The 26528-nt window shown below is 35.9% G+C and carries 22 protein-coding genes and 2 riboswitches; of the genes, 3 read left to right on the plus strand and 19 right to left on the minus strand.

Going from position 1 to position 26528, the window contains the following annotated elements:
• Positions 1-41 precede the first annotated feature (41 nt).
• The 8 genes from ACFHWD_RS06590 to ACFHWD_RS06625 all read right to left on the minus strand — a co-directional run bounded on the left by ACFHWD_RS06590 (position 42) and on the right by ACFHWD_RS06625 (position 10691).
• A complete protein-coding gene (locus tag ACFHWD_RS06590) occupies positions 42-1217 on the minus strand; it encodes an iron-containing alcohol dehydrogenase (RefSeq protein WP_229981540.1) in 1176 nt (391 codons plus the stop codon).
• Between the two features lie 95 nt (positions 1218-1312).
• A complete protein-coding gene (locus ACFHWD_RS06595; RefSeq protein ID WP_229981539.1) occupies positions 1313-3499 on the minus strand; it encodes a DNA topoisomerase III in 2187 nt (728 codons plus the stop codon).
• A 259-nt stretch (positions 3500-3758) separates the two neighbouring features.
• On the minus strand, positions 3759-4190 hold the full coding sequence (locus tag ACFHWD_RS06600) for a hypothetical protein (RefSeq protein ID WP_179977546.1): 432 nt from the start codon (positions 4188-4190) through the stop codon (positions 3759-3761).
• A 224-nt stretch (positions 4191-4414) separates the two neighbouring features.
• Positions 4415-4518: riboswitch (SAM riboswitch) on the minus strand.
• Positions 4519-4614: 96 nt separating this feature from the next.
• Positions 4615-5949, minus strand: coding sequence for a glycerol-3-phosphate transporter (glpT, locus tag ACFHWD_RS06605; RefSeq protein WP_150358481.1), 1335 nt, complete (start codon positions 5947-5949; stop codon positions 4615-4617).
• Between the two features lie 31 nt (positions 5950-5980).
• On the minus strand, positions 5981-7324 hold the full coding sequence (gene pgtP, locus ACFHWD_RS06610) for a phosphoglycerate transporter protein PgtP (RefSeq protein ID WP_378061169.1): 1344 nt from the start codon (positions 7322-7324) through the stop codon (positions 5981-5983).
• Positions 7325-7452: 128 nt separating this feature from the next.
• Positions 7453-9225: an ATP-binding protein gene (locus tag ACFHWD_RS06615; protein WP_150358479.1), complete on the minus strand. Its 1773-nt coding sequence runs from the start codon at positions 9223-9225 to the stop codon at positions 7453-7455.
• A gap of 8 nt (positions 9226-9233) precedes the next feature.
• On the minus strand, positions 9234-9917 hold the full coding sequence (locus ACFHWD_RS06620) for a response regulator transcription factor (RefSeq protein WP_150358478.1): 684 nt from the start codon (positions 9915-9917) through the stop codon (positions 9234-9236).
• Between the two features lie 204 nt (positions 9918-10121).
• Positions 10122-10691, minus strand: a complete 570-nt coding sequence (locus ACFHWD_RS06625; protein ID WP_150358485.1) for a class I SAM-dependent methyltransferase — start codon at positions 10689-10691, stop codon at positions 10122-10124.
• A gap of 371 nt (positions 10692-11062) precedes the next feature.
• Here ACFHWD_RS06625 and ACFHWD_RS06630 point away from each other — a divergent pair, with 371 nt between their 5' ends.
• The 3 genes from ACFHWD_RS06630 to ACFHWD_RS06640 all read left to right on the plus strand — a co-directional run bounded on the left by ACFHWD_RS06630 (position 11063) and on the right by ACFHWD_RS06640 (position 14460).
• The gene (locus ACFHWD_RS06630; RefSeq protein ID WP_150358477.1) at positions 11063-11602 is read left to right on the plus strand and encodes a helix-turn-helix domain-containing protein; all 540 of its coding nucleotides are present in this window, start codon (positions 11063-11065) and stop codon (positions 11600-11602) included.
• Between the two features lie 305 nt (positions 11603-11907).
• Positions 11908-13425 (plus strand): glutamate/gamma-aminobutyrate family transporter YjeM, encoded by a 1518-nt coding sequence (gene yjeM, locus ACFHWD_RS06635; RefSeq protein WP_150355648.1) that lies wholly within the window; start codon positions 11908-11910, stop codon positions 13423-13425.
• Between the two features lie 54 nt (positions 13426-13479).
• The gene (locus ACFHWD_RS06640) at positions 13480-14460 is read left to right on the plus strand and encodes a dipeptidase (RefSeq protein WP_179977550.1); all 981 of its coding nucleotides are present in this window, start codon (positions 13480-13482) and stop codon (positions 14458-14460) included.
• Positions 14461-14629: 169 nt separating this feature from the next.
• Here ACFHWD_RS06640 and asrC read toward each other — a convergent pair whose 3' ends face one another.
• From asrC to ACFHWD_RS06695, 11 genes are all read right to left on the minus strand, one after another.
• Positions 14630-15574 (minus strand): sulfite reductase subunit C, encoded by a 945-nt coding sequence (gene asrC / locus ACFHWD_RS06645; RefSeq protein ID WP_229981535.1) that lies wholly within the window; start codon positions 15572-15574, stop codon positions 14630-14632.
• Between the two features lie 16 nt (positions 15575-15590).
• Entirely contained in the window at positions 15591-16382 is a 792-nt protein-coding gene (asrB, locus tag ACFHWD_RS06650) for an anaerobic sulfite reductase subunit AsrB (RefSeq protein ID WP_150355645.1), read from the minus strand.
• A 5-nt stretch (positions 16383-16387) separates the two neighbouring features.
• Positions 16388-17380 carry an anaerobic sulfite reductase subunit AsrA gene (asrA, locus tag ACFHWD_RS06655; protein ID WP_150355644.1) on the minus strand — a complete coding sequence of 331 codons (993 nt, stop codon included), beginning with the start codon at positions 17378-17380 and terminating at the stop codon, positions 16388-16390.
• A gap of 178 nt (positions 17381-17558) precedes the next feature.
• On the minus strand, positions 17559-18248 hold the full coding sequence (locus ACFHWD_RS06660; protein WP_150355643.1) for a Crp/Fnr family transcriptional regulator: 690 nt from the start codon (positions 18246-18248) through the stop codon (positions 17559-17561).
• A 13-nt stretch (positions 18249-18261) separates the two neighbouring features.
• Positions 18262-19716 carry an aminomethyl-transferring glycine dehydrogenase subunit GcvPB gene (gcvPB, locus tag ACFHWD_RS06665; protein WP_150355653.1) on the minus strand — a complete coding sequence of 485 codons (1455 nt, stop codon included), beginning with the start codon at positions 19714-19716 and terminating at the stop codon, positions 18262-18264.
• A 4-nt stretch (positions 19717-19720) separates the two neighbouring features.
• Positions 19721-21061 carry an aminomethyl-transferring glycine dehydrogenase subunit GcvPA gene (gcvPA, locus tag ACFHWD_RS06670; protein WP_179978298.1) on the minus strand — a complete coding sequence of 447 codons (1341 nt, stop codon included), beginning with the start codon at positions 21059-21061 and terminating at the stop codon, positions 19721-19723.
• A 4-nt stretch (positions 21062-21065) separates the two neighbouring features.
• Positions 21066-21446, minus strand: coding sequence for a glycine cleavage system protein GcvH (gene gcvH / locus ACFHWD_RS06675; protein ID WP_150355642.1), 381 nt, complete (start codon positions 21444-21446; stop codon positions 21066-21068).
• Between the two features lie 16 nt (positions 21447-21462).
• A complete protein-coding gene (gene gcvT / locus ACFHWD_RS06680) occupies positions 21463-22569 on the minus strand; it encodes a glycine cleavage system aminomethyltransferase GcvT (RefSeq protein WP_229981526.1) in 1107 nt (368 codons plus the stop codon).
• 59 nt (positions 22570-22628) lie between these two features.
• Positions 22629-22721: riboswitch (glycine riboswitch) on the minus strand.
• 189 nt (positions 22722-22910) lie between these two features.
• Complete coding sequence (locus tag ACFHWD_RS06685; protein ID WP_179977554.1) at positions 22911-23558, minus strand: molecular chaperone; 648 nt, start codon at positions 23556-23558, stop codon at positions 22911-22913.
• A gap of 15 nt (positions 23559-23573) precedes the next feature.
• A complete protein-coding gene (locus tag ACFHWD_RS06690) occupies positions 23574-24155 on the minus strand; it encodes a DMSO/selenate family reductase complex B subunit (protein ID WP_179977555.1) in 582 nt (193 codons plus the stop codon).
• 19 nt (positions 24156-24174) lie between these two features.
• Complete coding sequence (locus tag ACFHWD_RS06695; protein ID WP_229981525.1) at positions 24175-26520, minus strand: DMSO/selenate family reductase complex A subunit; 2346 nt, start codon at positions 26518-26520, stop codon at positions 24175-24177.
• Positions 26521-26528: the final 8 nt, after the last annotated feature.

A 26528-nucleotide genomic window follows, 5' to 3' on the forward strand; every position in this document is an offset into this window, starting at 1 on the left:
CCGCTGCATCTTAATGGATCAATTTTCATGATACCATCATGCTACTTACACAGATTAAGTATTTTTATTATATCCTCTTTCCCTATTTTTACAAATTGGCCTACTGTATTTGCACCATTATCCGTACATTTACTTGCCATTTCTTCTATTTTATCCTCAGGTATATTTCCCTCTTTCAAACTCGTAGGAAGACCCATGGATTTAAAGAATGCAGTAAGTCTTCTTATACCTTCCAGTGCGATATCTCCAGGAGAATTATAGGAAAGATCCACATCCCAGACTCTCACTGCAAATTGTACAAACCTGTTCATATCATGTTTATAGACATATTTCATCCATCCAGGAAAAACAATTGCAAGTCCTGCCCCATGGGCGATATCAGTTTCCCCACTCAGTTCATGTTCAATTTTATGAGATGCCCAATCTCCAATTCTTCCTGTACTCAATATATCATTGTGAGCTATAGTACCGCTCCACATTATCTCTGCCCTGGCATCATAATTTTCTGGTTCCTTCAAAACTATAGGTGCATTATTTATAACAGTTCTGAGAGCAGCTTCACAAAGTCTATCGGTAAGATCCACATGTTTCACATTTGTAAAGTATCTTTCCATTATATGTGCCATAATGTCAGCAGCACCACAGGCAGTCTGATATGCTGGAAGTGTAAACGTAAGCTCTGGATTCATGATTGAAAATACAGGCCTTATAAGCACCGTATTCAATCCTTTTTTATACCATCCATCTTCATTCATTATTACAGAACTATTGCTGGCTTCAGTTCCTGTAGCAGGCAGTGTTATTACAACACCTACAGGCAGTGATTCCTTTACCTGGGCTTTCCCGCAGTAGAAATCCCATACATCTCCATCATATGGTACTCCTACTCCAATTGCCTTGGCAGTGTCTGCGGCACTTCCTCCACCTACTGACAATATAAATTTTATATCATTTTCCCTGCAGATTTTTATACCCTCTTTAACGGGCCCCAATCTAGGATTAGGTTTTATCCCCGGAAGTTCTATAAATTCAATTCCATTTTTCTTCAAGGATTTTACTACTCTGTCATAGAGTCCAGATCTTTTTATACTCCCTCCGCCATAGCAAAAAAGAATTTTTTTAGATTTAGAATACTCTTTTACTTTGCTTCCAACAAATCTTTCAGTATTTCTGCCGAAAATAATTTCTGTAGCATTCTTAAAAATAAAATTCTCCATACAACATCCTCCTCGTCAAATTTTTCTAAATACATCCATTAACATTTTAACACTTACTTCTAAATAATTATAGATATAAACTTAAAAGCAGCAGCTTATTTTAATTTTAATTTAGAAAGCGCCTCCGCTAATGATGAGTTTATAGGTTTCTCGTTTTCTTTTTTTATTTTCTTCATATATTTTGAAACATCTTTTCTATTTAATTTATTCTCAGATTCTTTAAATCTTTTATTAAATAAGTCAGCTTTTTCTCTAAAACTACAATTAGGACATACATATATTTTCCCCTGGCCTTCTCCTCTGAGTTCAAGTTTTTTATGACATTCAGGGCATCTTACATTGGTAAATCTGCTTATATTTTCCCTATAGCCGCACTCTCTATCCTGACAGATATACATCATTCCACTCTTTCCCTTTACCTGAAGCATGTATTTGCCGCAGTGAGGGCATTTCTTGCCTGTAACATTGTCATACACAAATTTATCTTTACTTTTCTTTACATCTTCCACCAATCTCACTGCATACTTTCTCATCTTCTTTGAAAATATATCTGGTTTTTCATTACCTGTACTTATATCTTCAAGTTCTTTTTCCCATTTAGCTGTCATAAGAGGTGATTTAAGTCCTTCTGGAACTAAATCCACAAGCTGTTTTCCCTTGGATGTCGGAACAATTTCCCTACCTCTTTTTTCCACATAAAACATATTAAATAGTTTCTCTATTATGTCTGCCCTAGTGGCCACAGTTCCTATACCTCCAGTTTCTCCAAGAGTTTTGGCACTTTCACTGTCCAATTTCACATATTTTTGGGGATTTTCCATGGCCGATAAAAGAGTGGCCTCATTAAACCTGGCAGGCGGTTTGGTTTGAAGTTTGTTCAATTCCACAGCCCTTATATTTACGATATCACCCTTTTTTACTTTTGGAAGCAACTGGCTGTCTTTTTCACCTTCTGCCTCCATTCCGGCTCCCCTCTCATATACCATTTTCCACCCTTTGGATTTTACTACATTCCCCACGGCTGTAAACAATTCTCCAGCAATATCTGCTTTTACAGAAGTTTGAACATACTCATAAGGAGGAAGCATAACTGCTAAAAATCTTTTTACAACCAGATCGTATATATTCATTTCTTCAGTACTCAATCTAGACAGCTGCACTCTTTCTTCCGTGGGAATTATGGCATGGTGATCTCCAATTTTGCCATTATCCACAAACCCTTTATGGGCATTTATTTTTTTACTCATTATCCGATCTGCAAATTTTTTATAACTTCCCAATGAAATAGCTTTCAATCTTTCAGGTATAGTTTCAAACACATCTGTAGAAATATACCTGGAATCAGTTCTTGGATAAGTCAATATCTTATAGTTTTCATAAAGTCTCTGCATTATTGAAAGTGTCTCTTTAGCTGAATAGTTGAATATCCTGTTGGCATCTCTCTGAAGTTCAGTTAGATCATACAGGGCCGGTGAAAATTTTCTTTTGTCATTTTCCACTACATCAACTACAGTACAAATCTTACCATTGATTTTCTTTACAATGCCATCTGCCTTGTCTTTATTAAAGATATTTGCCCTGCCGCTTTTTCTATCAACCCATTTCAATTTAAACTTATCGGATTTAGCAGTGATTTCATAATAATCCTTAGGTTTAAAATCATTTATTTCTTTTTCTCTGTTAACTATCATGGCCAGAGTTGCAGACTGTACTCTCCCTGCAGTAAGCTGTGCATTATATTTGCAAGTGAGGGCCCGGGTTATGTTAAGTCCTACCACCCAGTCCGCTTCTGCCCTGCACTGTGCAGCTCTATACAGATTATCATATTTAGAAGAAGGTTTTAAATTTTTAAATCCATTTATTATGGATTTATCCGTCTGTGAGGATATCCATAACCTTTTAAGAGGTTTTTTTATTCTGGCCTTTTCTATTATCCACCTGGCTACCAGTTCTCCTTCCCTTCCAGAATCCGTGGCAATTACTATTTCCCCTATATCCTTTCTATTCATCTGAGCCTTAACTATATTAAACTGTTTTCCGCTTTGCTTTATAACTACCAGCTTTAATTTTTCTGGAAGCATCGGCAGGTCTTCCAGGTTCCAATTCTTATATTTTTCACTGTAGACTTCCGGATCCGCCAATGTTACCAAATGCCCGAGTGCCCAGGTCACTACATATCTGTCTCCCTCCAGATAGCCCGAGTTTTTTCTATTACACCTAAGTACCCTAGCCAAATCCCTTCCTACAGAAGGCTTTTCAGCCAATACCAATATTTTGCTCATACTTATTTCCTTTCATCATAGATTAAACTTCAAAAAATTAGAGATAGCATTTCCAAACTATCCCTTATTCTATCTATTTTATTATAATATTTATAATGGTTATTTACAAGCTAAAAGGCTGCAACCCGTCCGTTACTACTAATAAAAAAATACTACCCATCTATAAACGGATAGTATTTTTTCACTTCAACAATTGCATACAAAATTTGACTCTTATCACTGCTTTTTTTAAAACACAAGATATAAGAAATTTTTAGTTCTAGATTATTTTTCTCAGTTTTTCCGATGATTTGACATAATCACACAAATTCATATATTTTACTTTCAATTTATACACAGTATAGTTCTTTAAGTTTCCATTTCGAATATATTTCCCCTTATTTTTACCGCCTAAGGCCTTGAATACTCTATAAATTTCAGTAGAATATATTATTTTAGTCAATTTTCCAGAAACACATATTCTCTTAAACATCTTATACTTCTCAATTTTACTTTGAAAGTAAACATTGACTATAGAATCATTTTCAACATTCCCGATATCCTTATCTACAATAAAATATATATCTGTACAATCATTTATAAATTCAGCTATATTTATAATATATTTTTTATCAGTTTTATCCAATGTGATAAAATATGCCTTCTGGGACTGATCTATATATTTCATCGCATCATTTAATATTGCACTCATTTTCATACCCCTTTCCCACTAATATTTGCCGCAATATTTATAATATTGATTTTATCTTTATGCTATTAAAAAAAGATTAAATCTTACTTATTCGCAGAATTCAATCCTTACGGATAAGTTCAACTTAACCTCTAGTTTTCTAGTTAGTCAACTAAAATATTAAATTTACTCATAGAGTCAAAAAACTTCCTATGGAGAAACCACAGGAAGTTATATCCTTTCATTTCTCATCTCTCAGGTTAACCTGCTGGAATTGGCACCATTGAATAATATAAATTCAGGTTGCCGGGTATCATAGGGCCAGTCCCTCCACCTCTCTTGATAAGAATCAATATTTAATTATTACAATTATATATTACAATTATCAAAGTATTTTGTCAATACTAATTTTTATTTTTGTGTTATTAATTTGTAATAATGTCACCTAGGAAGCTGCCGTTTGTTTATCATCTGTTGACCTGTCATGCACATTCCAGGTAAAGCTCAAGAATATTATAGACAAAATGCAGGATACCATAAGAAGAATAAATCCTCCATTCCAGCTGAATTTATCCACTATACTTCCCATAGCTACCTCAGCCAGGACCTCGCCTCCCATATATCCAAATAAACCTGTAAATCCAGCCGCAGTTCCCGATGCGTTTTTAGGTACCAAATCCAGTGCACTTACTCCTATAAGCATAACAGGACCATATATAAGCGCTCCAATAGATGCCAAAGCACAGTTAATTGCTATTGGGTTACTACTCTTCCAATATACAAATACTGCTATAGTTACACCTATCATGCATATTATTCCTATAGGTGCACGTCTCCCATGAAATACTTTATCACTTATCCAGCCCACTATTATTGTTCCAGGTATGGCCGCATATTCAAAAAGCGCAAAGGCAATGGAAGAGCTTCTAGTATCAAAATTTCTCACTTCCTTCAAATAAGTGGGAACCCAATTTATAACTCCATACCTTACAAGGTATACAAATATATTTGCTATGGCAATATACCAGAGAAATTTATTATTCAGAACATATTTAAACAGTATCTCCTTACCTGTCATCTGTCTCTCCCTGTCATCTACATTTACATCAGGGTAATCATTTTTATACTCTTCTATAGGTGGAAGGCCAACGGACTGAGGCATGTCCCTGGCAAATACAATAAATAATATTCCCCCAACTATCGCAATAATTGCAGGCAGGTAAAAGACGCCCTTCCAATTTCCAAAAATAGAAACTCCTACCATAGCTATAACTGCTATAGTACCTCCTCCTACATTGTGTGCAGTGTTCCAAATGGACATTTTCACTCCACGTTCTCTATCTGAGAACCAATGGGTCATAGTCCTTCCGCAGGGAGGCCATCCCATTCCCTGAAACCATCCATTTAATAACATCAATATAAACATCAAGGTTATACTGGACGTAATAGGGAAAAAGAGATTTACAACTCCTGAGGTTATAAGTCCTAAAGCTAGAAAATATCTGGGATTTGCTCTGTCTGAAACATTTCCCATTACAAATTTGCTTATTCCATAGGCAAGCCCAAGAGCTGAAGCCACAAATCCCAACTCAGTCTTTGTAAATCCCTCTTGTATCAAATAAGTCTTTGCCAATGCAAAATTACTTCTCACAAAATAATAGATCATATACCCTACATATATACTTATAAAAACCTGGATCCTGTACCTTTTATACTGTCTATCTATCTGATCTTCCGGGAGCCTTTGTATATGGGGTGCCGGTTTAAGTACATCAAACATTTTAAACATTCCTCCTTACATATATCAAATATCAAATTTCCTCTAAATACCTATTCTCCATATATCTGTCTCTATTATGAATATTCCATGTAAGAGACAAAAAAAGTGTTCCAAGTACACAAGAGCTTATAATTATCATAAAAAATGCTGTCCATCCATAATACTGTATGCTTTTGCCAATCACAATTCCTCCAAAGGTAGTTCCAAATAAATATCCAAATAATCCTGTAAATCCTCCTGCAGCCCCTGCTGCCTTTTTGGGTACCAAGTCTATAGCCGCAACTCCTATGAGAGTCACTGGAATATAAATCAAAAGTCCCGTAATAAAAAGTGCCATTATATCAACTACATAGTTTCCAGCAGGATTCATCCAGTAAACCATTACAGCCAGCATTACAAGAAGCATCGACATTGTGGAAACAGGTCCCCGTCTTCCTTTAAATGTTATATCACTTAATTTTCCTGCAAAAATGACTCCAGGTATTCCTGCATATTCATAGAAAAAATAAAACCAATTTGTAAGATTCTGTGACAGCCCCTTTACTGTAGTAAGGTATACAGCACACCAATCAAGTATACTGTATCTCACTATATATACAAATATATTTGCAAAAGCAAGACACCATAGATATTTATTATTGAGAATATATTTAAAAAGTATTTCCTTTACTGAAAGCTCCCTTTCCCTATTATCAACTTTGGCACAGCAGTAATAGTCGTTTTTATATTCTTCTATAGGAGGCAATCCACATGAAACAGGATCCTCCCTCATAAATATAAAACAAAATATTCCTATCAATATAGCAGTTACTGCTGGAAAATAGAATATACCCTTCCAGCTGCCAAATATAGCTATTCCAACTACGGTCAAAGGAGCAATAATTCCATTAGCCAGATTATGTGAGATATTCCACGTACACATTTTTGTACCCCTCTCCCCATCTGAAAACCAGTGGGAAAGAGTTTTTCCGCAGGCCGGCCATCCCATGCCCTGGAAATATCCATTTAAAAATATAAGAAACAGCATAAATTTGAAACTATCAGCAAGGGGAAGTAACATATTGACCACTGCAGATAGTATTATACCCACAGATAAAAAAACTCTGGGGCTGCTTTTGTCCGATACAATCCCCATTAAAAATTTACTTATGCCGTAACTTGCAGAGAGAACAGACATTAAAATCCCCACTTGTGCCGTATCAAACCCTTCCTGTAATAAATAAGGTGCTGCCAGAGGGAAATTTTTCCTCACAAAGTAATATCCTGCATAACCTATAAATATGCTTATCATAAGTTGTTTTCTAAGTTTTTCATATTTACAGAATGTACTTTCCTGTGTTTTAAAAGAAGATTTACGATTTAATTTCTTAAGCATGCTTATCATAATTTTTCTCCAATTGAATAATATATTATTGTATACAATAAGTCTTAACAATATTAACATTATTAACATTGTTAACACAATTAACATTATAGGATAGTTTTTCCTTATAGTCAATATATTTATGCATTCAAAGGCAATTTAATTATGAATTCACTGCCTTTGTTCAACTGACTCTTTAAATATATTTTCCCATTAAATTCATCGACTATATGCTTCACTATAGCAAGTCCAAGTCCTGTGCCGCCTTCAGACCGGCTTCTTGACTTCTCAACTCTGTAAAACCTCTCAAATATTCTCGGTATATCTTTTTCTGGAATTCCCACTCCATTATCCTTTATGCTTATATATGCAAATTTCTCCCTAGGCTCTGCCATTATCTTTATGTTCCCTCCACATTGCGTATATTTAAGAGCATTATCCAAAATATTTATTATCATCTGTCTGAACCAATCCCTGCTGCATAAATTAATTGAAAAATTTTTAACGGTTAAAATATCTATACTGATGTTTTTATTCATTGATCTATTTTTAAACATATACACTATTTCATCCAATTCCCTGTAGATATTTACCTTATCCATACTGGTATAATATTTTTTGCTTTCAAGCTTTGATAAAAGAAGTATATCATCTATCAACCTCTTTAATCTGTGCAGTTCACCATTTATTATATCTAAAAAACGGACTTGATTTTTATTATTACATCTATCATTCGAATTAACATTTTTAGACAGTGTCTGAGTAAAGCCCATTATGGTAGTAAGGGGAGTTTTAAGCTCATGGGAAGCATTTACAAAAAACTCGCTTCTAAGCTCCTCAAGTCTTTTTATCTCTGTAACATCTTCAAATACTATAATTATATTTTTACCATTTCTATTACAATTCAAATCATACTTTATCAAATTAGTAGTTACTTTAAAGATTTTTCCCTTAATCAGTGAAATTTCTCTCTGATTATATTTCCCTGTATCAAAAGTACATTTTATCATTTTCAAAAGTTCTTTTGAGTTTATAATATCTTTTAAATTTATTTTTCCCACGTTTGATTCCTTTATATTAAACATACTCTCTACAGTTGGATTTAAAAGCATTACATTCAATTTTTCATTCATTACCATTATACCGTGAACTATACTGTTTAATATAGAATTCAATTCTATATTCTTGTTATTCAATTCAACTATTGCACTATTTACACTCAAGGACATATTATTAAAACTTTCCGCAAGTTCCTGAAGCTCATCATTAGTATTTATCTTGACTCTGAATTTAAAGTTTCCCCTGGATATCTTTTTGGTAGCCATATTCAGTATATTTATAGGCTCCATCAAATTGTTCAAGAAAAAAAATCCAATTACAATCGCAATTATAGTGCCCATAAGTATTGATATCAAAATACAGCTTAAAAAGGCTCTGTTTAGATTATCAAATTCCTTTAGAGGTACAGAAAGCCTTATAATTATATTTTTACCCTGTATTTTCAAGGGCCTCACTGCCAGAAAAAAACTTTTTTGTTTTGTGTTTTCATCAATTCTTTCATTCACTGCAATATCATCATTAAAACAATTTTGTATTTCAAGTTTATCCATTTGATTTTTCCCAACCAGATTGACACCTGCCGAATCTGCAATTATATTGCCTTTTCCATCTAAAAACGTAACTTCGTTTCCTATCTGAGAAGAAAATTTTTTTGCTATTAAGTAATAATCTATGCTTTCCGCAGTGTCAGCATAACTCATCAGAGCACTTGTAATTAACTTTTCATTCACAATAAGTCTTTCTCTCATGTTTTTCATATAATAAGTTCTTAGAGAACTCAATGCCAGAGCTCCAGTTATTATTGAGCCAACCAAAAGCAGAATTATATATGTACCAAATAATTTTCTTTTCATAAATTCACCTACTTGATCATATAACCCAGTCCTCTAACGGTCTCTATATATTCAGGAAATTTGTCATTATCTTCCAGCTTTTTCCTCAATTTTCTAATATGGACGTCCAAAGTTCTTGAATCATTCAATTTTGAGCATCCCCATACTTCTTTTATTATCATATCTCTCGAAACAATATTTCCCCTGTTTTTGGCAAGCATCTGCAGCAGTTTAAATTCTCTCAGGGTAAATTCTATTTTCCTGCCGTTTTTGGTCACTTCATATTTGTCATTGTCTATAATAATGTTCCCAATTTTTATTATATTTCTATTTTTTATATCATTTTCCGGTACTCTTCTGAGTACAGCATCTATCCTGGCCAGAAGCTCATTTACACTGAAAGGTTTTGTTATATAGTCGTCACCACCAAGTTTCAATCCTACAATCTTATCGTTTTCTTCTTTTCTTACAGTTAACATTATTATGGGGATCTTACTGGTAACCGGATTCTTTCTTATGCGTCTACATACTTCAAATCCATCAATTCCTGGAAGCATTATATCCAGAATTATTATATTTGGAAGTTCTTCCTCTGCAATTTTAACTGCATCCAAACCATTATAACAACATTTAACTTGAAATCTGTCTTCCAAATTGACTTTTATAAGTTCTGTAATATTAACCTCATCATCAACTATCAATGCTTTCTTCATATTTATCTCCCTCTAAAAACACAATTTTAAATATCAACTTCATTAATAAAATAAATTTAAACCCTATACCCCCTAAAATAAGGGCTATAGGGTTATCCAATATTCCCTATTACTATTTTAAATTTTGGAAATTATTTTGTCAAATACTTCAATGACACAAATTTTTAAGAATGTTATGCAATCTGATGTTTATGTTTTCAATACTTATCTCTTTTCAATCGCCACAAGTATCGGCGGACAATTGATCTGATTTTCAAAGGATATTTTGACTACATTATATTTTTTTTGATCCAGGGTTTTCACATAACTTTCCAGTGCACCCTTTTCAATCTTCCCCTGCTCGTGCCCATAGTACACTACTAAAATTACAACTCCATTTTGCTGAAGCAATTCAAGCGATTTTTCAACAGCAGCCAGTGTAGTTTCCGCCCTGGTGGTAATATCGTGATTCCCGCCGGGAAGATATCCCAAGTTAAAGATAATGAGTTTTACTTTTTCATGTATATATCTGTCCATGTTTTCATGTCCGTCATCTATAAGCTTCACCTGCTTCGACAAATTTCTCTCATCTATATTCTTTCTCGTAATGTCAACTGCCTCTCTCTGTATATCAAAGGCATACACTTTCCCCGAAGTACCTACAAGTTTCGCCAAAAGCACAGTATCAATGCCCTTTCCCATGGTGGCATCCACTGCAATATCTCCCTCGTCTAATTTTTTCATACATATATTTTTGGCAAGATCAACTGCATTAGTAAAATAGTTCTTAGTCATAATCATCAACTTCCCTTATTTTATATACTGTTAATAATTATACTATAAATTTTATCTAAAAAATCCAAAATTATACTTGCACAATTAATAAAATTATGGTGTAATTTACTTAAGGTTAAACAGGGAAATTTACTATTGAAGACAAAGAAAAAAGAAAAGTCGGAAGACCTGTTAAAAATCAATTAGAAGACGATAAGGAATATACTTACAGTATAATTTGGTTAAAAATAATGCAGTATTTAGGATTAAGTGAAGATATTTTTATAGACGGTGATGTATAAAGTATATGAACTCAATCATGAAAATATATATAAAAAGTATAAATTAATCTGCGAAATATAAGTTAAAATGTTAGTGTGGTGAATTATTTCATGAAGTTAGGTGAAAAAATTAGGAAATTGCGTAAAGAAAAAAAAATCAGTATTGCACAGCTTGCTGAAATGTCAAAATTAAGCACTGGGTTAATTAGTCAGATGGAAAGAGATCTAACAGTACCTTCTGTAGGATCACTTTGGGAGGTAGCAAAGGCATTAAATGTACATATAAATTACTTTTTCGATGAATATAATAATGATAATTTTATTATTAAAAGAGATGAGAGGAAAAAAATAATTTTGCCCAATTCAAATATTACTTATGAGCTTTTAAGTCCAAATACAAGACAAAAACTAGAAGTATTAATGGTAAATATCGAGCCAGGTATGTGCAGTTCTTATGAACAAATTTCTCACGAAGGCGAGGAATGTGGCTACATGATTAAAGGTATCATGAAAGTAAAATGGGGCTCTAAGGAATTTGTTATATCTGAAGGTGATAGCATTTACTATGATAGTACAACACCACATAGATTTGTTAATATCGGCAATGAAACTGCAATTTCTATTTGGTCGATGACACCCGCAAGTTATTAAAATCAAATAAAGTTAAATAGCCTCGGCTTAATACTCCATTAAGCTGAGGCTATTTAACTTTATTTTAATATTTTTATATTTCCAATTTAATTTTTTGCAAAAGAAAAAATAATTCAAAAAAATGAAATATTTTTGAAAAATAAAGAAGGATTTTTTTATATTAATGAAGAATATGTTATAAAACAGTATATTTATTTCAATATACTGAAAGTTATTATTTCAATATATTGAAATAATAACTTATAAAAAGAAGGGAGAGAAAAGCTTTTTAATATCTTAAATAAAATATTAGAGGAGTGAAAAAAATGTCAGAAAAAGCTAAAGAAGCTAATAAAAAACTAACTGTAATACCATTGGCATTAATGTGCGTTACATCAGTATTTATGTTTCCGAATATTCCTAGAGCATTTCTGCTTATGGGCTATGCAGCAATCCCATGGTATATATTAGCTGCAATAACATTTCTGGTTCCATTTGCATTTATGGTTGCAGAATATGGTGCCGCATTTAAAAAAGAAAAAGGTGGTATTTATTCATGGCTTGAAAAAGTTGTTGGCGCCAAATATGCATTTATTTCCATATTTATGTGGTATGTTGGCTGGCTAGTGTGGATAACGCTGACTTCTAATTCAATATGGGTTCATTTTTCAACTATGCTTTTGGGTAAAGACACAACTTCAAATTGGTCTTTCTTGGGATTAAATGCAACTCATACTTTGGGACTATTAACTATAGTATTTGTTTTTGCATTAACTTTTACGGCAACTAAAGGTTTAGACAAAATAATAAAAATAACTTCCCTAGGAGGTATTTCAGTAGCGTTTATCAATATAGTTGCTTATATTGGTGCGATAATAGTATTTATACTAAATCATGGGCATTTAGCTCAGGCTATTAATGCGCAGGCACTTGTTCATTCACCTAACCCTGGTTATCAATCAGTTGTATCAATAATATCTTTTATATCTTTTGCAATACTTGCTTATGCTGGTATTGAAGTAGTTGCAGGCGTTACAGACCAAACGGAGAATGCTGAAAAGAACTTCCCAAAAGGTGTTTTAATCGGTGCTGCCTTTATTGCAGTCTGCTATGCTCTGGGCATATTTGCAGTTGGCATATTTACCAGCTGGACTGGTGTATTAGGTGGAAAAGATGTAAATATGGTCAACGTAACAATTATTATTATGAATAACTTAGGCGTTGAAATAGGTAAAGGATTATCATTAAGTACGGCTGCTTCAATATCACTCGGTAACTGGTTAGGGCGATTTGTTGGATTATCATTATTTCTAACTTATCTTGGTGCTTTAGTTTCATACTCATATTCACCTATAAAGCAGTTGGTGGAAGGAACTCCAAAGGAATTATGGCCTGGAAACCTGTCACAGATTAAAGATGGTCTTCCTAAAAATGCCATGTGGATCCAATGCATTATTATTATCCTTTTCATATTATTTGTAAGTTTAGGAGGACAAGGAGCATCTGCTTTCTTTGACAAACTGGTACTGATGACTAATGTTGCTACTACATTGCCATATATATTCATCGCAGGTGCATTTGCTAAATTTAAGAAGAATGAAGAAATTGAGAAGCCATTTGTAGTGTACAAAAATTATAAGAGTTCACTGATATGGACAATAATAGTAACAGCTACAGTTTTAATAGCTAATGTAGCAGTAATAATTAAACCTGCATTAACAAAAGGAGACTTTGCATCATCATTATGGATGATAGCCGGGCCTGCAATATTTGCAGTAGTTGCATTATTGATGTACGGAAGATATGAAAATATAATGAAAGGAAAAGGAAATTTACCTATATAATAAAGAAGATACAAAAGCATAATGTAAAATATATTTAACAGGAGGAAAATTTAAGTGAAAACATTTAAGGTATTTGATGCTCATTCTGACATACTAGCTGATGTTACTGATAAAAGAATGAAAGGCAAAAAAAACATATTGCGGAACTATCATATTGGTAGATTGCAAAAGGGCAATGTAAATGGCATATTATTGGCAGTTTGGATTGATCCTCCATATGTTAACAATCCTACTAAAAGAATGATGGACATTTTAGCAGCAACCTGTGAAGAAATAGGGGATATGAAAGATTGTGCAGCTGTTGCAGAAAATGCTCAGGATATTAGAAATATACAGGCCTCGGGGAAACTTGCTATTGTTTTAGGAATGGAAGGACTCAGCGGATTAAAAGGAAATGTTGATGTTTTAAGCATGCTTTACCGTTTAGGAATAAGACATGCTATGCTGACTTGGAATGAAGAAAATGAATTTGCTACAGGTGTTAAAAGTCCTAATAAAGAACGTGGAGTTACTAAAATCGGATTTGAAGCGCTTACAAAGATGGAAAATTTAGGCATATTAATAGATACATCTCATGCAAATGAAAAAACTTTTTGGGACATATATGAAAAAACGACAAAACCTTTTATCGCTTCCCATTCTAACGTTTATAATATTTGTAATACAGAACGTAATTTAAAGGATGATCAAATTAAAGCAATTGCAGAGAGAAAAGGCGTGATTGGGATGAATTCATGGGCAGGTTTTATTGACAAACAAAAACCCTGTGTTGAAAAATTAGCAGATCATATAGACTACATTACAGATTTAGTCGGCATCGATTATATTAGCTTCGGATTCGATTTTTGTGATTTTCTAAATTCAGATGCAATGTCATTCAGTAAAAACGGTAATGGTGCAACACCTGGTCTAGAAGATGCATCTAAAATACCTAACTTAATAAACATTTTAATTAAAAGAGGTTATAAATCTGAAGATATAGAAAAGATAGCTTATAAAAACATAATGAGAGTATTGGAAGATGTATTAAATTAATTAGTAATAGGCTGTACCTAGATTTGTGTAAATCAAATCCAGGTACGTTATTTTTATGTATGTATAAGCTGAAATAATGTTTTTTTAATTTACAGACTTTTTTCACAGTCCTCTCCCATCCAGCTCTCTTGTTGTATTCTTTGTCCTACTTTCATCTATATATGCTCCTTTATATATGCTCCTTGACTTCGGCTTCGGGATTGAGTCTTACATCTTTTAAGGCCCACTTTTTAAATTCCTGATATCCGGTTCTGTCCACAATATATCCCACATGTTCTTTCCCACCGGGAGCATTTTTATCAATATAGTTTTCTATATAGTCATAGGTATTTAAAATTATCCTTACTATACTGTTTTCATCATCTATCCATTTGATGAATTCACGGCCGATTCTGGGATCCTTTTTGCCGGTTCTTCCCATTATAACCAGCTTGTAATATTTTTTACCACTTCTTGTCCATGCACCTGCCGGACATTTGCCCACACATTCCCCGCAGCCTATACACTTGCTGTCATCTCTCACCACTTTGAAATTTTCAAAGCTGAGGGCATCTGCAGACCTGAGCCTGCAGTTGCTGACACAGGACTTGCAGCCTATACACCTGTAGCTGTCATACTGCGGCTCCGTCATGCCTATGATCCCAAAATCATGCATCCTGGCCTTTATACAGTCATTAGGACACCCTGTAAGGGCAATCTTCACATGATAGTCATTGGGAAATATGGCCTTTTCTATTTTTTTTGCAAAAGAGGTGGTATCGTAATTTGCAAAAGGACACACCCTGCTGCCTATACAGGCGCAGACATTTCTCGTACCTGAAGCCTGATACCCTCCATTCACATTACTCTGATTTATTCCAAGCCCTTCAATAACAGGCTGTATGAGTTTATTTATCAGGGCTATGTTCTTCATGTCAATTCCGGGTATTTCAAACCCCTGCCTGGTTGTAATATGAATTGTACCATTTCCATATTCCTCTGAAATTTTTTGGAGCATGGTAAAATACTCCGCCTTAATATGTCCTCCCGGCACTCTTATCCTTATGGCAGTTTTACCTCTTTCCTTGGTTACCCTGAATGCATTTTTTTTCAAGACTTTTGTATTGATGTCCATAACTTACCCTCCTTTTCTAATCCACCAGGTGTTTGGCCTTCACATAGTTAAATACCGGACCTTCCAGACATATATAGGTGTCATTCATCCTGCAGTGACCGCACTTTCCCAAACCGCAGCACATTTTTCTCTCATAGGAAACCCAAATATTTTCTTCACTGATTCCCTTCTTTAAAAATTCCTCTATGGTAAATTTCATCATCATCGGGGGACCGACTACAATAACCTGCGCCTGCTTTAAATTTTCAACGGGAAGATCCTCTATATATTTTGTAACAAGCCCTACATTTCCATGGTAATCTTCACCTGCTCTGTCCACAGTTAAAATCACATTGGCATTTTTACTCCACTTTTCTATATTGTCTCTGAACAAAATGTCCTCCGGAGACTTGAAACCCACAATCACATTGAGGTTTGTGACTTCATCCCTATTATAGGCAAAATAATCTATTATGCCTTTTACAGAGGCTGTACCCGTCCCTCCTGCAGCTACCACCAGTTCTCTGTGCTTATACAAATTCACATCAAAGCCATTTCCATAGGGGCCTCTCATGAAAAGCCTGTCTCCTTTGAAGAAACTGTGAATTATGTCTGTAACTCTGCCCACACGCCTTATGGTGAGATCTACATAGTCCTTTCCTATTTCACATACGGATATAGGTGCCTCCCCATATTTGGGAATTGAAACTTCAAAGAACTGTCCAGGCCTTACTTCCCCTGAAAACTCCATTCTAAAGGTGTAGTCAATATCAGTGTGCTTTTTTATATCAATTATTCTGCTTGCCTCTGGCAAATACATATTTTCCATTTATATCACCTCACTGCATCATTTAATTTATTCACACAATTTGAAAAAGATATATATTCGGGACATACATCATCACATCTTCCGCACCCTACACACATGTTATATCCAAATCTCTTTTTAAAATCATAGACCTTGTGCATTACCTTGAACCTCATTCTATCACCCTTGTCCTGCCTGAAGCTGTGCCCTCCGGCTATATCCGTATATCCGTCTACCTGACAGGATGCCCATACTCTCCTTCTTTCACCCGTGTTTTTATTATCCCTGTAAAAAATATCCTGCATGGAAAAACACGTACAGGTTCCGCACACCAGGTTGCACCTTCCACAGGCAATGCATCTCCTAGAATATTCCTTCCACATAGAATTGTTGAAAATACTTTCATCTATATTTTCAGGAATATTCACTTTTACCTCATTGGATTTTACAAAACAGGGGTTTACATCACACTGCTTTACGTCCTTAAAATAGCCTTCAAAACTCTTGTCTCTGCATTCTATAAAGACTTTGTCATCTCTACATCTCACAAATAGATCATATTCCCGGGTGGTATTGCACCCCATGCTGCAGCAAAAACAATTCTCAAAGCTGTGTTCACATTCCATAAGCACAAATTTAACTTTATCCCGCAGCTTTTTATAATAGACATCCTCGGAACCATTTCTCAAATAAATTTCATCAATCCTCTTTATGGCATGAATGTCACAGCTCCTTAAAAAAATCAGTATTTTCTTGTCATCTGTACCGGGCTCTTTTACAGAATCTTCAGTGAAATAAAATAATGTCTGGGTAATCGGGAGCAGTACTTCCTTAGGCGAAAAGTCAGACTTGGCATTAAATTCTATTTCTTCAATGGTATTCACCTGCCCGTATCTTACTGAATCCGTATCAGAAAACCTTCCCCTGCCCTTCAGTTTCACTGGAGCATATACTCTGCAGTTTTCTCGTAATTTCCTCAAGAAACAGTTAAATCCTTCGGTATCAGTTACAAAACCCATTTCTCATTTTCCTCCTTAAAATATTGATACAAAGATTGCCATATATTTAACATAGCATAAATACAAAAAATAAAGCGTGATATAAATCACGCTTCAGTAAAAAACTGTGTTTGCATTAAACGTTACAAACACAGTTTTGGTTTCTCCTTATTTTATATTGTGAAATCTCATCAGCAGGCTAAATTCCCCTAAAATATACAGACAGGGCTTCCGGATCTACAACTACTATCCTTTTATTTTGAAATTTGATCATTCCCTTTTTCTTAAAACCATTCATACATCTTGAGACAGTCTCCCTGGTACTGCCAAGCATATCTGCCAGATAGGTTATACTTATATTCAAGTCAATAAGCGTACCTTCTCCAGTTTTCACACCATAATCCCTGGATAATTTCCACAGTTTGGCTGCCAACTTTTTATCCATTCTCAAGGGCACCGTATTTTTCAGCTGCCTGTAAAGTCTCCTTATTTTTTTAGCCATGGAATTCATTATAATACAGGTAAGAGCAAAATCACCTGCCATGAGCTCCATCAGATCCGATTTTAAGAAATACAGGATGCAGCTATCTTCAAAGGCCTGACAGCTTATGGATGCAGGCAGATTTTCAAAGGCGACCTCATTTATAAAGTCCCCATCATTTAAAATATAGATAATTCTTTTCTGTCCTTCCTCCGATATCCTGTACATGGTTACCTTGCCTTTCAAAATAAGGTAAATTTTATCCACTTTGTCTTTTTCATAAAATAATACTTTGCCCTTGGGCAGCTTTTTTTTGAAAGCTTTCTCCCTGAGCAGTTTCAATGTAACTTTATCTATATTTCTAAACATGGACAATTTATTAAAATCACGGTCACCAGCTTCAATCATAATTACACCCCTTTTACCTACTCCATTTTACCACAGGTTTCCGGGCTGCTTTAACCTCGTCCAGCCTCTTAATATCGGTGGTATTAGGCGCAGATTTAACTATATCCCGATTTTTCTCCGCTTCCTCTGCAATTTTTATCATATCCTCTATAAATCCATCCAGAGTCTCCTTTTTCTCATTTTCCGTGGGCTCTATCATCATGGCCTCTTTTACAATAAGGGGAAAATATATAGTAGGCGGATGATATCCGTAGTCTAAAAGTCTTTTTGCCACATCGAGAGTGGTGACGCCATTTTCATCATTTTTCAGTCCTCCAAGTACACATTCATGCTTGCAGACACCTTCCATTGGAACATTGTAGTGTTCTTTAAGGCTTTCCTTTATATAATTTGCATTGAGCACTGCATCTTCACTGACCTCTCTAAGTCCCTCCGCACCCATGCTCAGTATATAGGAAAAAGCTCTTACCATCACCCCGAAATTTCCGTAAAAACTTCTGACTTTTCCTATGGAGCAAGGTCTGTCATAGTCAAGATAATACCTGTCATTTTTCCTGGCAACTATGGGCACAGGCAAAAACTGTGACAGTTCTTTTTTAGTTCCTATAGGACCGCTTCCAGGTCCTCCGCCTCCATGGGGTGTTGAAAATGTCTTGTGAAGATTCATATGGCACACGTCAAATCCCATGTCTCCGGGTCTTGTCTTTCCCATATTGGCATTCATGTTGGCACCATCATAGTAAAGCAACCCTCCTGCAGCATGCACAAGCTCTGCTATTTTAAGTATATTTTTTTCAAATATCCCCAGAGTATTTGGGTTGGTTAACATAAGCCCGGCCACTTCATCATCCAGTAGGGATTTTAAGGACTCAATATCCACAGTTCCATCTTCAGCAGACTTCACTTCTACCACTTCAAATCCGGCACAGGCAGCTGAGGCTGGATTTGTTCCATGGGCAGAATCAGGCACGATTATCTTCTTTCTTTTAAAATCTTCTCTTTTTTCATGGTAGGCCTTTATGATCATAAGCCCCGAAATTTCACCATGGGCTCCTGCTGCAGGCTGCAGTGACACTGTATCAAAGCCTGTTATTTCAGCAAGCTTTTCACTTAACTCATACATGAGCTTTAAAGCTCCCTGGGCTGTTTCCTCCGGCTGATAGGGGTGAAGCTCAGTAAATCCTGTTAAACCTGCCATATCTTCATTGATCTTGGGGTTGTATTTCATGGTGCAGGAGCCAAGAGGATAAAATCCTGTATCCACGCCAAAATTTTTATTGGAAATCAGCGTAAAATGCCTTACCACATCCACCTCACTTACTTCAGGAAGCTCCGGCTCCTCTCTGCTTATAAATTTTTCCGGCAGCAATTTACAGATATCCTCCTCCGGTACATCGCACTGTGGAAGAGAATAGGCCCTTCTGCCCTTTTTAGAAAGTTCAAAAATAAGCTTGTTGTATTCACTTATCATCTTATATCCCCTCCAATACAGAAACTAATTCGTCAATTTCAGGTTTTGTTCTTTTCTCAGTGACGCATAAGAGCATGGAGTTTTTATAAGATGGATATGCTCTCTCCACATCATATCCACCCAGAATATTGTTCTGCAGCAGCGTTTTATTTACTTTTTCCACTGAATTCTTGGATTGAACCACAAACTCATTAAAAAATGGTCTATCAAACAACGACTTATACTTTCCACTTTCAACAAGCTCGCTAAAAGCATAGTGAGATTTTTGCACATTTTGGAGTGCCACTTCCCTTATCCCCTTTTTACCAAGAGTAGTCAAATAGATGAGTGCAGTCAGGGCATTGAGTGCTTCATTGGAACAAATATTTGAAGAAGCTTTTTCTCTTCTTATATGCTGTTCCCTTGCCTGAAGTGTAAGTACAAAACCTCTTTTTCCTTCCTTGTCTGTAGTTTCACCTACAATTCTTCCCGGAATTTTTCTAAGATATTTTTTCCTGGTAGTCAGAAATCCGAAATAAGGTCCTCCGTAATTCATTCTGTTTCCAAGAGACTGCCCTTCTCCTACGGCTATATCTGCACCACATTCTCCAGGACTTTTTAAAATTCCAAGGGATATTGGATTACAGTATACTATCAGAAGAGATCTGTTTTTATGAACATATTTTTCTATGTCCTCAAGTTCCTCTATTATCCCCAAAAAATTCGGCGTCTGAATTATTACCGCTGCAGTATCCCTGTCCAATACAGACTTAAGTTTCTCCACATCTGTAACTCCCTCTGCTTCATCTATTTCCACCAATTCTAAATCCTTAAATCTTAAATAGGTTTCAAGCACCCTCCTGACCTCAGGGTGGAGAGTTTTGGATACGACTATCTTTTTACGCCTTGCAGCGTTTGCAGCCATCTGTGCGGCTTCAACACAGGCAGTGGCCCCATCATACATTGAGGCATTGGAAACATCCATACCCGTTAAATCAGCCATAACTGTCTGATATTCAAATATGGCCTGCAGTGTACCCTGGCTTATTTCAGCCTGATAAGGAGTATATGCAGTATAAAATTCTGATCTGGATATTATATGCTTTATTATAGAAGGCACATAGTGATCATAGGCACCTGCACCTAAAAAACAAGTCAGCTCCTCACAGCTTTTATTTAACCCTGCAATACCTTCTATATAGGATTTAACCTGAAGCTCAGACATTCCGTCATTTATATTCAATTTTCTATTTAGACGTATACATTCCGGTATATCAGAAAACAGGTCGTCTATTTTACTTACCCCTATTTTCTTTAACATAGCCTGCTTATCTTCATCTGTTAACGGCAAATAAGGATGCATGGTATCACTCCCCGTCACATAATTTTTCATAGTTTTCAGCATCTAAAAGTTCCTTGAGTTGCGAATTATCTGATAATTCAACGGAAATTATCCAGTTTTTATAAGAGTCCTGGTTTATATATTCAGGATTGTCTGCAAGTTCTTCATTTACTTCCAACACTTTACCTGACACAGGTATATAAAGATCCGATGCTGCTTTTACAGATTCCACCGCTCCAAAAACTTCACCTTTTTCAAATTCAGAGCCCACTTCCGGCAAATCCACAAACACAATGTCTCCCAGGGAGTCCTGGGCAAAATCAGTGATTCCCACATAGGCCTTGTTTCCGTCTGCCTTTATCCATTCATGATCCTTAGTATAAAGCGCTTCCTTTAAAATCTTCATTTAAAGTTCCTCCCTATTATTTTTTATAATTTTTTTTATAAAATTTTTTGTCCACAACCTCCGCTTTAAGAAGCTTTCCTCTCACTTTGACAAAAATTTCAGTTCCAAGTTTGGAATACTTGGAGTTTATAAGGGCAAGCCCTATATTTTTTCCCAAGGAGGGAGATCTGTATCCCGTGGTCACTTCGCCTATTTTTTTGTATCCTGCAAGAACTTCATATCCATGCCTCGGAATACCTCTGTCTTTCATTTCAAATCCAATTATCTTTCTGGCAGGGCCTTCTTTTTTCTGCTTTAAAAGAGCTTCTTTTCCTATAAAATTTTTTTTATCCAGTTTCACAAAAAATCCCAGTCCAGCTTCAAGAGGGGTGATGGAATCCGAAAGTTCATTCCCATAAAGAGGAAGATTTACCTCAAATCTCAGTGTATCTCTTGCACCAAGGCCTATTGGTTTTATACCCTCTTTCCTTCCGGCTTCAAGTATTCTGTTCCACAAATATTCTGCATTTTCAACAGAAGAATAAATTTCAAAACCATCTTCTCCCGTATATCCAGTTCTGGATATCATACATTTTTTCCCACAAACAGGCATATCTCTTCTGCAAAAGAAAAATTTAATTTCCCCCAGATTCACATCTGTAAGCTTTTGAAGTATGTTTTGAGCTTCAGGTCCCTGAATGGCCAACTGTATAACAGAAGAAGATATATTCTCGATATCAACGTCAAAGCCACCCTTGTTGTCAAGCATCCAGCTGATGTCTTTTTCGATATTTGCAGCATTTATGACCAGGAAAAAATGTTCATCATCAAACTTGTAAACTATAATATCATCCACAACACCGCCATCTGGATAACACATAGGAGTGTACAGTATCTGATTGTCTTCAAGTACAGCTGCGTCATTGGTAATTAAATTCTGGACAAAGTTCAGTGCATCTTTCCCCCTTATATCGGCTTCACCCATATGTGAAACATCAAACAACCCCGCCTTTTCTCTCACTGCCCTGTGCTCAGGTATTATACCTTCAAATTGTACCGGCATAGACCATCCCGCAAAGTCTATCATTTTTGCTCCATATTTTCCATAGGAATTAAACAGTGCAGTTTTTTTCAATCCTTCCACGACAAAACCTCCTATTATATTTTTATACAACAAAAAAGGACATGAAGAACAATTTGTCCACATATCCCTCTGTTTACTTACCTGAGAGTTTCGAGCAGAACATCTTTCACCTTCGGTACTGTTTTAAATACAGATTTTCCAGAGTTTTGTCCTACAGCGCTATTTTTACCTGAAAGTTTTTGATATAACTGTGAAAATATATCATTGCCCCGTCGGTTAACAGATGTTATCTCACGCTATAATCATCCAAGATAATTTTTTCTTATATATAATATAAATTTTCATTATACATTAATAATACATCCTAAAAGATATATTTTCAATAAAAACATATCCTACTTTTACTTATTTTTAATAATTTTTTCTATTTCTTTCAAATCTTTCATTACCCAGGCTTCTGTGATATTTGAAAGTTCAATCCAGAATCCAATTTTAGCATTGGAATTGACGCAATTTCTCCAGGCCGGAACCCATTTGCACAAATGTTCTTTTAGGAACTTTTCCATTGATGCCAAAATTTTTAATACCTTCTGAAAATCATCATATGTTTTAATACTGCAGAGCCTTGCCATAAAAGACAGTTCAAAGGCAAGATGATCTGCCGCCTCCCTGGGATTTACCTCTAAACCAAATTGATGATAGAACTCCCTTACGGAAAGCTCCGATTTTCCAAAAATAAGCCTATCCCTGCTCTCATATACGGATTCCCAGGGAGGTGCCAAAATACGTCCCGGCCCAACAAACAATCTCTGGTAATCTTCCCATAACTCTTTTTCATATCCAGGATTAAATTTATTACCACCCATCTCGCCTGATATTACCTTGGCTTTATCAGATAAGTCAATATCATCTTCATATTCGGAAAGCTTTTCCAGTAAATCAGTTTCTTTTAAAATTTTCAAACCTCTGCTCAAATTATCTCTATAAAAAAGAGCCAGCGTAGAATATACAGCTTCTCTTTCCATAAACCACAATTTTATACTGTCCATTATAAAAAATTCTCCTTATTTTTTTAAAGCATCTCTATGGGGAGTGATTACTAAAGCGGGCTTTGTAGCATTTCCTTCAGGCATTCCCCGTACTTTACATATATTCCCATATCTTGCTTTAAGAAAATTCAGATCTCCATAATTCAAAACCCGCATGGGGCAGGCAGCTACACAGACAGGGGGTTTACCTTTGTCTATCAAATCCATGCAGAAATCACATTTTTTAACTTTTTTAGTGCTGGAGTCATATTGAGGTGCTTTATATGGACATGCCTTAATACAACTGCGGCACCCTATGCACAGATCTTCACAAATATATACAATTCCATCTTTTTTTCTCTTTTTAATCGCCTTCACAGGACATGCCTTTACACAGGCAGGATCAATACAGTGATTGCAGCTTATTGAAATCCAGAAAGCATATACCTTTGGTATAACTGCTCTTCCCCTTTTTATGTAACTGCCGCCAGACACCTCATACACATTTCTGAAATTCTGACCTGCTTCCAGATTGTTTTTATCTTTGCAGGCTATTTTGCAGGTATTACATCCTGTACAATTTTTTTGTTCAAAATAAAATGCCAGCTGTGTGCACATCTTGTTAAATCTCCTTCCCTCAATCCACTTTTTCTATTTCAACCAGGCTTGTATGGGATGGGTTCCCAAAAGCCAGAGGCGTTGGCTTATACTTGGTTAAAACATTTATACACCCTCTCCTGTCAATTCCCTTTTCATCCGGAGTCCACCAGCCTCCCTGGGGTATGGAAGCAACTCCCGGCATAATTCTGCTGGTAATTTTTACAGGTAAAATCATAACACCTCTGTCATTGTATACTTTGACCATATCCCCATCCTCAATGCCCCTTGATTTGGCATCTTCACAATTTACAAAAATCTTTTGTGGATCCACCTCCTCCATCCAGCTGTCATTGTCAAAGGTGGAATGAACCCTTCTTTTAGAATGATGGCCTATACACTGTATAGGATACTTTCCTATGAGAAAATCTTCCGGTCCCTCCCAGGCAGAAATATATTTGGGAACTGCCGGAATTTCTCTGTGATTGTCCATTTCCCACAATCTAGGTGAAAATATCTCTATTTTGCCGGAGGGCGTTGGAAAGGGATTAGCTGCAGGCTCCTCAATTTGCTTTTTAAAAGCAATGCTGGGCTTTTCATAAATCCACCGGTATACCCCTTTTTTCTTGAATTCTTCACAACTGGGAAAGCCAGGGTTTTTCTCGGCTGTTTTTTCAACAAGATATTCTATCCATTCATCAAGTGACTTTCCTTCCGTAAATTTATCTAAAAGTCCAAACCTTTTAGATAAATCACTTATCCAGTCATATCCATTTCTGCATTGAAAAACAGTATCCACGGCCTTGTTCATAAACAGCACATAATCACCAAATCCCCAGGGTGTGACTATGTCTTCTCTTTCCAGCATATCGTCTGAAGGCAGTATTATATCTGAAAGCCTGGCACTTGCAGTCAGGAAATGATCACTTGTCACAATAAATTTTACCAGATCTTTGTTTTTCAGAAGCGCTGCGGCAGCATTTGAATCCGTATGTTGATTTACAAGACAGTTTCCACCTAAATTGAATATGAATTTTATACTTGAGGACAACTTCTCTGTTCCCTTGACGCTTAAATTGGCTCCCATTCCCTTCCCTCTCACTATGGCATCAGGCCAGCTGAACATGGAAATTTTACTTTTATTGGGATTGTAGTGAGGAATTGACGCCACATATGCTTCTCTCACCGGATATCCTGTTCCAGACGCCCAGCCTCCACTAATACCTATATTGCCTGTCATGGCAGCTAAAACAGTTCCCCCTCTAACCACCTGTTCTCCGTAAGCATGTCTTTGAGGTCCGAATCCCTGTATCAGTGCTCCGGGTTTATCCAAGGCATACTCTTTTGCCAGTCTGACTATAGTTTCTTTTGGTATCCCTGTAATAGCCTCTGCCCAGACAGGAGTTTTAGGTATCCTATCACTGCATTCCCCAAGGACATAGCTTTTATAGGAATTTCCATAGGGAATGCCCGGCGGCATATGATTTTCATCAAAGCCAATACAGTACTTATCCAGGAAATGCTGATCCTGCAAATTTTCAGTAATCATAACATAGGCCATTGCATCAAGCAGTGCATTATCCGTAGTAGGTCTAATTGGAATCCATTCATCTGCAAGGGCAATTGCTGTATTTGAATAAATCGGGTCAATACTTATTATCCTGACTCCTGCATTTTTTGCCATCTTAAGATAATAGGCGGTATTTGTACCATGTATGGTATCTGCCGGATTAAATCCAAGGAGGATTATAAGCTTCGAATTCACCCAGTCTTCCCTGCTGTTTCCCGTATATATTGTGCCAAAAGTATAGGGAGTAGCTGCCTGAGTACAAGCCGTACTATAGGTTCCATAATAGGACAGATACCCTCCATACATTCCAAGGAGCCGCTTCATCCACACATTCTCCGAAAGCCTGCCTTCATTTCCGGTGGCATATTGGACATATATTGAGTCAGGTCCATACTCATGCATAATTCTTTTTAAATTATCTGCAATATAATCCAATGCTTCATCCCAGCTTATGGGCTCAAACCTGCCTTCTCCACGTTTTCCCCTGCGTTTCATAGGATATTTCAATCTATCACAATTGTACATGTGGTTGCGATAAGCTCGGCATCTCAAACACCCTCTCAGCTGTGGAGTCTTTTCAGTATCCGGAATATCGTCTTCGGTGGATATCCTGGCAATTCTATTCTTTTTTACATGGACTTTTATAATACACCTTCCACCACAATTATGAGAACTGGAGGTAGGAATGATCTTTTCCTCTTTATCCAGATCCCCTTCAGAGTTGAAGGAATAAAAGCCATCTTCACCAGCCAATTTTCCTATCAGTTTCAAGTTTTTTTCTTTTATACCCAACATTTTTACTTTTTCTTTCATCATAATAGACT

The sequence above is a fragment of the Clostridium sp. MT-14 genome (assembly GCF_042436595.1).
GTDB lineage: Bacteria > Bacillota > Clostridia > Clostridiales > Clostridiaceae > Clostridium_B > Clostridium_B aromativorans.